The following is a 12,222-nucleotide window of genomic DNA, read 5'->3' on the forward strand; positions in this document are numbered from 1 at the left end:
ATGTATCAGAAATACAAAAGCGCAGAGTTAGTAAAACCAAGTGGATTAGATCTTAAAGATCGTTTAGTTGGTGTACAGAGAGTTACAAAAGTAACTAAAGGTGGTAGAGCATTTGGTTTTTCAGCAATTGTTGTTGTTGGAGACGAAGCAGGTGTTGTAGGTCACGGTTTAGGGAAGTCTAAAGACGTTGCAAGTGCAATAGCGAAAGCTATTGAAGATGCTAAGAAAAATTTAGTACGTATTCCTTTAGTAAAAAGATCTTTACCGCACGAACAAAAAGGTAAATTTGGTGGAGCAAGAGTAAATATTATTCCTGCAGCTCCAGGTACCGGTGTTATTGCTGGTGGTGCTGTGAGAACAGTATTGGAAGCAGTTGGAATTCACGATGTATTATCTAAATCACAAGGTTCTTCAAATCCTCATAACGTAGTAAAAGCTACTTTTGATGCTTTATTGCAACTAAGAAATGCAGGTACAATTGCACGTGAAAGAGGTATATCGTTAGATAAAGTTTTTAAAGGATAATACAAGAAAACGATGGCAAAAATAAAAGTAAAAAAAGTTAAAAGCGCAATCAATCGTACTTTAAGACAAAAAAGAACTCTTGAAGCTCTTGGTCTTAAAAAGATTGGGCAAGTAATAGAGCACGATGCCACTCCAAGTATTCTTGGTATGGTTGCTAAAGTTTCACATTTAGTTTCTGTTGAAGAAGCTTAAAATATAACACTGAAAAATGGATTTAAGTAATTTAAAACCTGCAGAAGGTTCAGTTAAAAGTCAAGGAAAACGTTTAGGGCGTGGTCAAGGTTCTGGAAAAGGTGGTACTGCATCTAGAGGTCATAACGGACAAAAATCTCGTTCTGGTTATTCTAAGAAACTTGGATTTGAAGGTGGGCAAATGCCTCTTCAAAGACGTGTACCTAAGTTTGGCTTTACTAATATTAATAGAATAGAGCACCAAGGAATTAACCTTGATACTTTACAAAAATTAGTAGACGAAAAGAAAATTAAGGATACTTTAGATTTTGAAACACTTGTTTCTTTAAGATTAGCTAGAAAGAATGAACTAGTTAAAATTTTAGGAAGAGGAGAATTAAAATCTAAACTAAAAGTATCTGCTCATAAGTTTACCGCTTCAGCAAAAGCTGCGATTGAAGCTGCAGGAGGAGAAACTGTAACTTTATAATCACAAACAAGCGCATGAAATTTATAGAGACACTAAAGAATGTTTGGAAAATAGAGGAATTAAGAAACAGGATCATTTTAACACTTGGTCTGTTATTGGTTTATCGTTTTGGCGCACAAGTGGTTTTACCAGGAATTGACGCTAGTCAACTAGAGAATTTACAAAGCAACACAGAAGGTGGGTTATTAGGTTTATTAAATGCATTTACTGGAGGGGCTTTTGCCAATGCTTCTGTTTTTGCTTTAGGAATTATGCCTTATATCTCTGCCTCTATTGTGGTTCAGTTAATGGGAATAGCAATTCCTTATTTACAGAAATTGCAGAAAGAAGGAGCTAGTGGACAAAAGAAGATTACACAAATTACACGTTGGTTAACCATTGCTATCTGTTTGGTGCAAGCACCAGGATATTTAGCTAGTTTACCTACTGCATTTGGTATTCCACAAAGTGCCTTTTTATTAGGTACTGGTGGTGTATTCTATTTCTCATCTATTGTTATTTTAGTTACAGGTACTATTTTTGCCATGTGGTTAGGAGAAAAAATTACCGATAAAGGTATTGGTAACGGAATCTCTATATTGATTATGGTTGGAATTATTGCAACATTGCCAAAGGCATTCTTGCAAAATGCCTCATCTAGATTAGAAGGGAATAACGTGATGTTAATTCTTTTTGAATTAGTAATTTGGTTAGTAATTATTTTTGCTTCAATTATGTTAGTAATGGGAGTTAGAAAAATTGCTGTGCAATATGCAAGAAGAACTGCTTCTGGAGGTTACGAGAAAAACGTAATGGGATCTAGACAGTTTTTACCATTAAAGTTAAATGCTTCTGGTGTAATGCCAATTATCTTTGCACAAGCAATTATGTTTGTTCCAAGTTTAATAGGAAGTAATTTATTGAAGGATACTAGTGCAGGTGCATGGATGCAAACAAACTATTCAGATATGTTTGGTTTTTGGTATAATGTTACTTTTGCTTTGCTAATTATTGTATTCACATACTTTTATACGGCAATTACAGTACCAACAAATAAAATGGCAGACGATCTAAAACGTAGTGGTGGTTTTATTCCTGGAATTCGTCCAGGTTCTGAAACTTCAGAATATCTAGATAAAATTATGTCGCAAATTACATTGCCAGGATCTATATTCTTAGCATTAATAGCTGTGTTCCCAGCCATTATAGTAAAGCTAATGAATGTGCAAACAGGATGGGCATTGTTTTTTGGTGGAACTTCACTATTAATTATGGTTGGAGTTGCAATAGATACTATGCAACAAGTAAATTCTTACTTGTTAAATAGACATTACGATGGCTTGATGAAAACTGGTAAAAATAGAAAAGCAATAGCTTAATATTATAACTATGGCAAAACAAGCAGCAATAGAACAAGATGGAACAATTATTGAAGCATTATCTAATGCTATGTTCCGTGTTGAACTAGAAAATGGTCACATTGTGACAGCGCATATATCTGGTAAAATGCGTATGCATTACATAAAATTATTACCAGGAGACAAAGTAAAATTAGAAATGAGTCCTTATGATTTAACTAAGGCTAGAATAACTTATAGATACTAATACGATGAAAGTAAGAGCATCAGTTAAAAAGAGAAGTGCAGATTGTAAAATCGTGCGTAGAAAAGGTAGACTTTACGTAATTAACAAAAAGAATCCTAGATTCAAACAAAGACAAGGGTAGTTATGGCAAGAATTGCAGGTGTAGACATACCAAAAAACAAGAGAGGAGTAATCTCCTTAACTTATATCTATGGAATAGGTAAAAGTAGATCAAAAGAGATTTTAGCAGAAGCTAAAGTAGATGAAAGTACAAAAGTTCAAGACTGGACAGACGACGAAATAAGTAATATTCGTGAAGCTGTTGGTTCTTTTACTATTGAAGGTGAACTACGTTCTGAAATTCAATTAAACATTAAGCGATTAATGGATATTGGATGTTACAGAGGTATTCGTCATAGATCAGGTCTTCCTTTAAGAGGACAACGTACTAAGAACAACTCTAGAACTAGAAAAGGTAGAAGAAAAACTGTTGCTAACAAAAAAATGGCAACTAAATAACAATTAGTCTTTAGTCTTTAGACGTTGGAAAGAATCTGTTTGAAATTTAACGGTTTAGGATTCTAGCGACTTTAAACTATTACTAGAAACTAAAATTTTATGGCAAAGTCAAGTACTAAAAAGCGTAAAGTTATTGTTGATGCAGTTGGTGAAGCTCACGTAACAGCATCTTTTAATAACATTATTATTTCGCTTACAAACAAAAAAGGAGACGTTATTTCATGGTCTTCTGCTGGTAAAATGGGATTTAGAGGTTCTAAAAAGAACACCCCTTATGCAGCACAATTAGCAGCTGAAGATGCAGCTGGTGTTGCTCAAGAAGCAGGTTTAAAGAAAGTGAAAGTTTACGTTAAAGGTCCGGGAAATGGTAGAGAATCTGCTATCCGTTCTATCCACAATGCTGGAATTGAAGTAACAGAGATTATCGATGTTACACCATTACCACATAATGGATGTCGTCCTCCAAAACGTAGAAGAGTATAATTTATTCTTAATATCAAATTAATATCAACTGTTTTTAATGGTTGATATTAATTTTTTATGCGTAAATTTGCAAACTGAAAAATTATAAACAAGTATCAACGAGAGATTAACGGTTATCGAAGGATAAGATTAAGACCTTAATTCATAATCACTCTCATAACAAAATTTAAAATGGCAAGATATACTGGTCCTAAAACTAAAATAGCTCGTAAATTTGGCGAAGCTATCTACGGAGAAGACAAATCTTTTGAAAAAAGAAACTACCCTCCAGGTCAACATGGTGCAAACAAGCGTCGTGGAAAGAAATCTGAATATGCTATCCAGTTAATGGAAAAGCAAAAAGCAAAATATACTTATGGTGTATTAGAAAAACAATTCAGAAACATGTTTAAGAAAGCAACTGCTGCTCCTGGAATTACAGGGGAAGTGTTGTTACAACTTTGTGAGTCTAGATTAGACAACGTTGTTTATAGAATGGGAGTTTCTCCTTCTAGAAGTGGCGCAAGACAATTAGTTTCTCACAGACACATTACAGTAAACGGAGAATTAGTAAATATTCCTTCTTATCAGTTAAAAGCTGGTGATGTTGTTGCTGTAAGAGAAAAATCTAAATCACTTGATGCTATTGATAGATCTTTATCAAATTCAAGTCAAGTTTTCGAATGGATTACTTGGAATACAGAATTAAAGCAAGGAACTTATGTTTCTGTTCCTGCTAGACTTCAAATTCCAGAAAACATTAACGAACAATTCATCGTAGAATTATATTCTAAATAATAAATAATCATATTGGTATTTGGCCAAAGGGTTTATTAGACTTCTTCAAACTTTTAAATCGCGCAACTAAATAACAATTAAAACGAAGAAAATATGGCAGTATTTAATTTTCAAAAGCCCGATAAAGTAATCATGATCGATTCAACCGATTTTGAAGGGAAATTTGAATTTCGTCCTTTAGAACCTGGTTATGGTTTAACAGTTGGAAATGCACTAAGAAGAGTTTTACTTTCTTCTTTAGAAGGATTTGCAGTAACTTCAGTAAGAATTGAAGGTGTAGATCACGAATTTTCCACTATTCCGGGAGTAGTTGAAGATGTTACTGAAATTATTTTAAATTTAAAACAAGTACGTTTTAAAAGACAAATAGAAGATGTTGACAGCGAGTCTGTTTCAATATCTATTTCAGGACAAAATCAAATTACAGCTGGTGATTTTCAAAAATTTATTTCAGGATTCCAAGTATTAAATTCAGAATTAGTAATCTGTAATTTAGATCCTAAAGTGAATGTTAATATGGAAATTACAATTGAAAAAGGTAGAGGTTATGTTCCAGCAGAAGAAAATAAAAAAGCTTCAGCACCAATAGGAACTATCTTTACAGATTCAATTTACACACCTATTAAAAATGTGAAGTATAGTATTGAAAACTATCGTGTTGAACAAAAAACTGATTATGAAAAATTAGTTTTCGAAATCATTACAGATGGATCAATTTCTCCACAAGATGCTTTAACTGAAGCAGCTAAAACATTAATTCACCACTTCATGTTGTTCTCAGATGAGAGAATTACTTTAGAAGCTGATGAGATTGCTCAAACAGAAACTTATGATGAAGAATCTCTTCATATGAGACAACTATTGAAAACTAAATTAGTTGATATGGATCTATCTGTTCGTGCTCTTAACTGTTTAAAAGCAGCGGAAGTAGATACATTAGGTGATCTAGTTTCTTTTAATAAAAACGATTTAATGAAGTTCCGTAACTTCGGTAAAAAATCTTTAACTGAGCTAGAAGAGCTTGTTAATGTTAAAGGTTTGAACTTTGGAATGGATCTTTCAAAATATAAATTAGATAAAGACTAAGGGATTTTAAGTTGTAGATTTTTTATTTACGATTTCGAATTTTATAGTATTTTTCAAAATAAATAATTATTAACGACTCATAATTTGCTCTCCTGATGGATCTGGTAGCAAGATGAAGTCCAAATTTAAAATGTCATGAGACACGGAAAAAAAATTAACCACTTAGGTAGAAAAACAGCTCACAGAAAATCAATGTTAGCTAATATGGGTTGTTCTTTAATAGAGCACAAACGTATTAACACAACTGTAGCTAAAGCAAAAGCTTTAAAACAATTCATTGAGCCTTTAATAACTAAATCTAAGCTAGACACTACTCATAACAGACGTATTGTTATGGCTCGTTTAAGACAAAAAGAGGCTGTTGCAGAATTATTTAGAGATGTTGCTGCTAAAATAGGTGATAGACCAGGTGGATATACAAGAATTATTAAACTTGGAAATCGTTTAGGTGATAACGCTGATATGGCAATGATTGAACTTGTAGATTACAATGAAATTTACAATGCTGATAAATCGCCTAAGAAAACAACTAGAAGAAGTAGAAGAGGTGGTTCTAAAACTACTGAAACAACTGCTCCTGCAACAGAAACTAAAACTACTAACGAAGAGGAATAGTTAAAGTTTTTGTTAATTTATGTTAATATACAAAGGATGGTCTTATTAAGTCCATCCTTTTTTTATATTTGCAACTTAAAAATTGGAAACTATGAACAAATATTTAGTAATATTATTCGCCTTAACTGTTAATTTCACCTTCTCCCAAGCAGGTAGTAACATCTCTGGAGGTAGTTATGGAAATTCTAGTTCATTCACCGGTAATGGAATCTGGGTTAAAAATTCTGAAGCGAATACTAATTTAAAAGGATCTCCTTATTTATTTGATTCATGGACATCTAGTAGTGCGTTAATTTATAGTGCAGACAATAGAGCTTATAAATTCAACAATTTAAATTACAATGTCAGATTAGAACGTTTTGAAGCTAAATTTTCTGAAGACTCTATTCTTGCTTTTAATCCTAAGAATATTGATAAAATTGTTATTCATAATAGAACGTTTAAACGTTATTTAGATAATGAATTTCAAAGAAATTCTTATTTCGAAGAATTAGTAGTTACTAATTCTGTTATCATTTTAAGAAAGTTTGAAATTGGTATTAAGGAAGGCGTAGTCAATCCATTAACTCACCAGAAAACAACTGATGATGAGATGATAGTTAAGGAAAAGTATTACTACACTACAGATGGTGAGAATCTTAAATTTATTCAACTTAAAAAGTCATCTATCTTAAAAACCTTAGATGCGGATAAAAGAGACCTTGTTAAAGAATATGCTAAGGAAAACAAATTAAGTTTCAAGGAAATTAATGAGCTTAAAAAAATACTAGAATATTATAATACACTTTAAGTATTAAATGTTTTTAGATTTGATTGAATTAACTACATTTTATAATTCGCTATTTTAATGAGGATTCATAATAAATAAATCATAAAAGAGGATAAACATTTTAGTTTATCCTTTTTTTTATGCAATTTTGCAAAACTTTTTAAATCATGAAATACAACAAAAGAGAGAAAGCCATAGTTTTATTAGCAGACGGAACCATTTTTCATGGGAAAACCATAGGGAAAAGTGGCACAGCTTTTGGCGAGGTCTGTTTTAATACAGGAATGACTGGCTATCAAGAAATATTTACAGATCCTTCCTATTTTGGTCAATTAATGGTCACTACCAATGCTCATATAGGTAATTATGGTACTAATGTTGACGAGGTAGAATCTCAATCTATAAAAATTTCAGGGTTAATCTGTAAAAATTTCAGCTTCGATTATTCGCGAGATGCAGCAGATGGTTCTTTAGAAGATTTTTTGAACAAAAACAATTTGTTTGGTATATCTGATGTTGATACTAGAGCCCTGGTTAGTTATATTAGGGAACATGGCGCCATGAATGCCGTTATTTCTACTGAAGTTGATAATATTGAAGATTTAAAAAAACAGTTATCAGAAGTGCCAGATATGAATGGATTAGAGCTGGCCTCAAAAGTTTCTACAAACGAGCCTTATTTTTTTGGTGATGAAAACGCCACATATAAAATTGCAGCTTTAGATATTGGAATTAAAACCAACATTCTTAGAAATTTAGCAAAAAGAGACGCTTATATTAAAGTGTTTCCATACAATGCTACCTTCAACGAAATGGAGGCATTCAATCCAGATGGCTATTTTTTATCTAATGGACCTGGAGATCCTGAGCCTTTAGTAGAGGCGCAAAAACTTGCTAAAGAAATTATTGAAAAAAATCTACCTTTATTTGGAATTTGTTTAGGACATCAAGTAATTGCTTTGGCCAACGGAATTTCTACTTATAAGATGCACCATGGACATAGAGGCATTAATCATCCAGTAAAAAACTTAGTTACAGGAAAAGGGGAGATTACGTCACAAAATCATGGTTTTGCTATTAATAGAGAAGAAGCGGAAAATCATCCAGATATAGAAATTACACATGTACATTTAAACGACCATACAGTTGCTGGAATTCGAATGAAAAATAAGAATTGTTTTTCAGTTCAATATCACCCTGAAGCAAGCCCTGGGCCACACGATTCTTCGTATTTGTTTGATCAGTTTATAGAAAATATAAAAAATAAGTAATTAAAAACCTCAATGCAGTCTTACTTCATTGAGGTTTTTAAGTAAGTAAAATATTGTTTAATAAAATTTAAATTATTCATCATGAGCATTATTATTAATATACGCGCTAGACAAATATTCGATTCAAGAGGTAATCCTACTGTAGAAGTAGATGTGGTTACAGAAAATGGCATTATGGGAAGAGCCGCTGTTCCGTCAGGAGCTTCTACTGGAGAACACGAAGCTGTAGAGTTACGTGATGGAGGAAAAGCCTATATGGGTAAAGGTGTTTTAAAAGCCGTTGAAAATATTAATTTAATTATAGCTCAAGAGCTACTTGGAACTTCTGTTTTTGAACAAAATCTAATCGATAAAACGATGATTGATTTAGATGGTACCAAAAACAAATCTAAATTAGGAGCTAATGCTATTTTGGGAGTTTCCTTGGCAGCAGCAAAGGCGGCAGCTAACGAACTTGGCATGCCATTATATAGGTATGTTGGAGGCGTAAGTGCAAACACACTTCCAGTTCCAATGATGAATATTATAAATGGAGGGTCACATAGTGATGCACCTATCGCTTTTCAGGAATTTATGATTATGCCTGTGAAAGCCAAAAATTTTACTCAAGCCATGCAAATGGGGACCGAAATTTTTCACCATTTAAAAAATGTATTACACGATAGAGGTTTAAGTACTTCAGTTGGAGATGAAGGTGGTTTTGCACCAAACCTAGCAGGAGGTACTGAAGATGCTCTAGACACTATTAAAATTGCGGTTGAAAACGCAGGTTACACTTTAGGCGATGATATAATGATTGCTTTAGATTGTGCTGCTGCAGAATTCTATGTGAATGGTAAGTACGATTACACCAAATTTGAAGGCGATAAAGGTCTTATAAGAACAAGTAAGGAACAAGCCGATTATTTAGCTGATTTGGCTTCTAAGTATCCGATTATTTCTATTGAAGATGGGATGGATGAAAATGACTGGGAAGGCTGGGAGTATTTAACCGAAAAAATTGGCGATTCTGTTCAGCTAGTAGGAGATGACCTATTTGTTACAAACGTTGAACGCTTGTCTAGAGGAATTGAAAATAATATTGCCAACTCCATTTTAATTAAAGTAAACCAAATTGGTACATTAACTGAAACCATTGCGGCAGTCAATATGGCTCATAATGCAGGTTATACTTCAGTGATGTCACACCGTTCTGGAGAAACAGAAGATAATACCATAGCCGATTTAGCCGTTGCATTAAATTGCGGACAAATAAAAACAGGTTCTGCGTCAAGAAGTGATAGAATGTCTAAATACAATCAGTTATTACGTATTGAAGAAGAATTAGGGGAAGTAGGTTATTTTCCCGGAAAAAAGGCATTTAAGATTAAGTAAAAGTTTAGAATATTATAATTAGAAAGCGATTATCTGTCAACAGATAATCGCTTTCTTTTTTACTATCAATTTTTCTAATGTTTTAATTAGTAAAACCTTTGTTAAGTACTTTATTAATCGTTATTTATTTTGTAAATTCGTGAAGTTAAAACGCACGTTAAAACATAATAATTTTTTACAATATATGTCAGAGAAAGCTACAATTGAAATTAGAGGCAAAAAATATGAATTCCCAGTAATTGAGGGAACTGAAAATGAGATTGCTATAGATATTAAAAACTTAAGAAGCTCCACCGAAGGTGTTATCACCATAGATCCAGGTTATAAAAACACCGGATCTTGTGAAAGTGCTATTACGTTTTTAGATGGTGAAAAGGGAATTTTAAGATATCGAGGGTATTCTATTGAAGAACTTGCAGAAAAAGCCGATTTCTTAGAAGTTGCGTTTCTTTTAATTTTTGGTGAATTACCAACTAAAGAACAACTTGAAAAATTTCATTCTGATATTAAGGCACAGTCTGTTGTAGATGAAGATATCCGTAAGATTGTTGATGCATTTCCAAAATCGGCACATCCAATGGGAGTTATTGCTTCTCTTACAAGTGCTTTAACTGCTTTTAATCCTTCTTCGGTCAATGTGAATTCTGAAGAAGATATGTATAAAGCTATCGTAAAAATATTGGGTAAATTCCCTGTTTTAGTAGCTTGGACTTTAAGAAAGAAAAATGGCTTACCATTGGATTATGGTGATAAAAACTTAGGGTATGTAGAAAACATTCTTAAAATGATGTTTAAACAACCTAACGAAGAATACAAGTTCAATCCAATTGTAACTAATGCTCTTGATAAATTATTAATTCTTCATGCAGATCACGAACAAAACTGTTCTACTTCTACGGTAAGAATTGCAGGTTCATCACATGTTGGTTTATTTGCTTCTTTATCTACAGGTATTTCTGCCCTTTGGGGACCATTACACGGTGGTGCAAACCAAGCTGTTTTAGAAATGCTTGAAGGAATTAACGAAGATGGTGGAGATACGGACAAGTATATGTCTAAAGCAAAAGATAAAGAAGATCCATTTAGATTAATGGGCTTTGGACACAGAGTTTATAAAAATTTCGATCCTAGAGCTAAAATTATCAAGAAAGCAGCAGACGAAATTTTAAATGATTTAGGTGTTGAAGATCCAATTTTAAATATTGCAAAGGCTTTAGAAAAAGAAGCTTTACAAGATCCATATTTTGTAGATAGAAAATTATATCCTAATGTCGATTTCTATTCAGGGATTATTTACAGAGCTATGGGAATTCCAACAGACATGTTTACGGTTATGTTTGCGCTAGGTCGTATGCCAGGTTGGATTGCACAATGGAGAGAAATGCGTTTAAATAATGAGCCAATCGGTCGTCCACGTCAAATTTATGTTGGCGAGACGTTAAGACCTTTTAAGTCTATTGATAAACGATAATTATATTTTCATAAGACATTAAAGCTTCATTTTTATTAATGAAGCTTTTTTTATATTTTAAGTTTTGGAAATTTATTAGTAAATGAATCTTGAAGCATTATATAAAAAGCTTATTAAGATTTCAAATTAATTTCTGAAAAGATACCAATCAATAAATAATATTTTTTTTAGGTTTGTAATACTATGATAAAATTAAACGTAACTAACGAGACATCGAGATTAAGAGCAGTTGTATTAGGTACAGCAATTAGCAATGGCCCAACACCAACTGAAGACCAAGCTTACGATCCAAAATCTTTAGAGCATATTAAAGCTGGAACTTATCCAGTAGAAGCTGATATGGTTAGAGAAATGGAGGCATTGGCCGAAGTATTCAAGAAATATAACGTAAAAGTCTATAGACCAGAATTAATTAAAGATTGTAATCAAATCTTTACAAGGGATATTGCTTTTGTAATTGATAATGTGTTTGTAAAGGCTAATATTCTCCCAAATCGAGAGGAAGAATTAGAAGCTATACAATATGTTATAGATCAAATAGATCCCGTTAAAGTTGTAAGACCTCCAGAGGAAGTGCATATAGAGGGAGGAGATGTTATGCTTTGGAACGATCATATTTTTATTGGAACTTATAAAGGAAGCGATTATAAAAATTATATTACTGCCAGAACCAACATGGAAGGTGTTCAATACATTAAGGATCTGTTTCCAAATAAAATTGTCAAGGAATTCGATTTAGTAAAATCTAAAATTGAAGCTAAAGACAATGCTTTGCATTTAGACTGTTGTTTTCAACCTATTGGCAAAAACAAAGGGATTATTTATAAAAGCGGGTTTAGGGAAGAAAGTGACTATCTGTATTTAGTAGATTTATTTGGAAAAGAAAACCTGTTTCATATAACTAGAGATGAAATGTACAACATGAATAGCAATGTGTTTTCTATTGCTGAAGATGTGGTTATTTCGGAAAAGAATTTTACCAGATTAAATAGTTGGTTAAGAGATAACGGATTTACCGTTGAAGAAGTTCCTTATGCAGAAATAGCCAAACAAGAAGGTTTGTTGCGCTGTTCTACTTTGCCTTTAATTAGAGATTAAAGATGAAATT

General features: G+C 32.6%; 16 protein-coding genes. All 16 read left to right on the forward strand.

What is annotated here, in order from left to right:
• On the forward strand, window positions 1-525 hold the full coding sequence (gene rpsE, locus IEV77_RS06170; RefSeq protein ID WP_188462841.1) for a 30S ribosomal protein S5: 525 nt from the start codon (window positions 1-3) through the stop codon (window positions 523-525).
• 12 nt (window positions 526-537) lie between these two features.
• The gene (gene rpmD, locus IEV77_RS06175) at window positions 538-717 is read left to right on the forward strand and encodes a 50S ribosomal protein L30 (RefSeq protein WP_188462843.1); all 180 of its coding nucleotides are present in this window, start codon (window positions 538-540) and stop codon (window positions 715-717) included.
• 16 nt (window positions 718-733) lie between these two features.
• Entirely contained in the window at window positions 734-1,186 is a 453-nt protein-coding gene (gene rplO / locus IEV77_RS06180) for a 50S ribosomal protein L15 (RefSeq protein ID WP_188462844.1), read from the forward strand.
• A 14-nt stretch (window positions 1,187-1,200) separates the two neighbouring features.
• A complete protein-coding gene (gene secY, locus IEV77_RS06185) occupies window positions 1,201-2,544 on the forward strand; it encodes a preprotein translocase subunit SecY (protein ID WP_188462846.1) in 1,344 nt (447 codons plus the stop codon).
• Window positions 2,545-2,554: 10 nt separating this feature from the next.
• The gene (gene infA, locus IEV77_RS06190) at window positions 2,555-2,770 is read left to right on the forward strand and encodes a translation initiation factor IF-1 (protein WP_007094967.1); all 216 of its coding nucleotides are present in this window, start codon (window positions 2,555-2,557) and stop codon (window positions 2,768-2,770) included.
• Window positions 2,771-2,774: 4 nt separating this feature from the next.
• Window positions 2,775-2,891, forward strand: a complete 117-nt coding sequence (gene ykgO, locus IEV77_RS06195) for a type B 50S ribosomal protein L36 (protein ID WP_013305171.1) — start codon at window positions 2,775-2,777, stop codon at window positions 2,889-2,891.
• Window positions 2,892-2,893: 2 nt separating this feature from the next.
• Window positions 2,894-3,268: a 30S ribosomal protein S13 gene (gene rpsM, locus IEV77_RS06200; RefSeq protein ID WP_188462848.1), complete on the forward strand. Its 375-nt coding sequence runs from the start codon at window positions 2,894-2,896 to the stop codon at window positions 3,266-3,268.
• A 99-nt stretch (window positions 3,269-3,367) separates the two neighbouring features.
• The gene (gene rpsK, locus IEV77_RS06205; protein WP_104735704.1) at window positions 3,368-3,751 is read left to right on the forward strand and encodes a 30S ribosomal protein S11; all 384 of its coding nucleotides are present in this window, start codon (window positions 3,368-3,370) and stop codon (window positions 3,749-3,751) included.
• Between the two features lie 171 nt (window positions 3,752-3,922).
• The gene (gene rpsD, locus IEV77_RS06210; protein WP_188462850.1) at window positions 3,923-4,528 is read left to right on the forward strand and encodes a 30S ribosomal protein S4; all 606 of its coding nucleotides are present in this window, start codon (window positions 3,923-3,925) and stop codon (window positions 4,526-4,528) included.
• 93 nt (window positions 4,529-4,621) lie between these two features.
• The gene (locus IEV77_RS06215; RefSeq protein ID WP_188462852.1) at window positions 4,622-5,614 is read left to right on the forward strand and encodes a DNA-directed RNA polymerase subunit alpha; all 993 of its coding nucleotides are present in this window, start codon (window positions 4,622-4,624) and stop codon (window positions 5,612-5,614) included.
• 135 nt (window positions 5,615-5,749) lie between these two features.
• Window positions 5,750-6,229 (forward strand): 50S ribosomal protein L17, encoded by a 480-nt coding sequence (gene rplQ / locus IEV77_RS06220; protein ID WP_188462854.1) that lies wholly within the window; start codon window positions 5,750-5,752, stop codon window positions 6,227-6,229.
• A gap of 91 nt (window positions 6,230-6,320) precedes the next feature.
• On the forward strand, window positions 6,321-7,019 hold the full coding sequence (locus IEV77_RS06225) for a hypothetical protein (protein WP_188462856.1): 699 nt from the start codon (window positions 6,321-6,323) through the stop codon (window positions 7,017-7,019).
• Between the two features lie 146 nt (window positions 7,020-7,165).
• Window positions 7,166-8,269, forward strand: coding sequence for a glutamine-hydrolyzing carbamoyl-phosphate synthase small subunit (gene carA, locus IEV77_RS06230; protein ID WP_188462858.1), 1,104 nt, complete (start codon window positions 7,166-7,168; stop codon window positions 8,267-8,269).
• 81 nt (window positions 8,270-8,350) lie between these two features.
• Window positions 8,351-9,643: a phosphopyruvate hydratase gene (gene eno, locus IEV77_RS06235; protein ID WP_188462860.1), complete on the forward strand. Its 1,293-nt coding sequence runs from the start codon at window positions 8,351-8,353 to the stop codon at window positions 9,641-9,643.
• A 184-nt stretch (window positions 9,644-9,827) separates the two neighbouring features.
• Entirely contained in the window at window positions 9,828-11,114 is a 1,287-nt protein-coding gene (locus tag IEV77_RS06240; protein WP_188462862.1) for a citrate synthase, read from the forward strand.
• Window positions 11,115-11,297: 183 nt separating this feature from the next.
• Window positions 11,298-12,212, forward strand: a complete 915-nt coding sequence (locus IEV77_RS06245) for a dimethylarginine dimethylaminohydrolase family protein (protein ID WP_188462864.1) — start codon at window positions 11,298-11,300, stop codon at window positions 12,210-12,212.
• The last annotated feature ends 10 nt before the right edge of the window (window positions 12,213-12,222 follow it).

Source organism: Xanthomarina arctica (genome assembly GCF_014638915.1).
GTDB lineage: Bacteria > Bacteroidota > Bacteroidia > Flavobacteriales > Flavobacteriaceae > Xanthomarina > Xanthomarina arctica.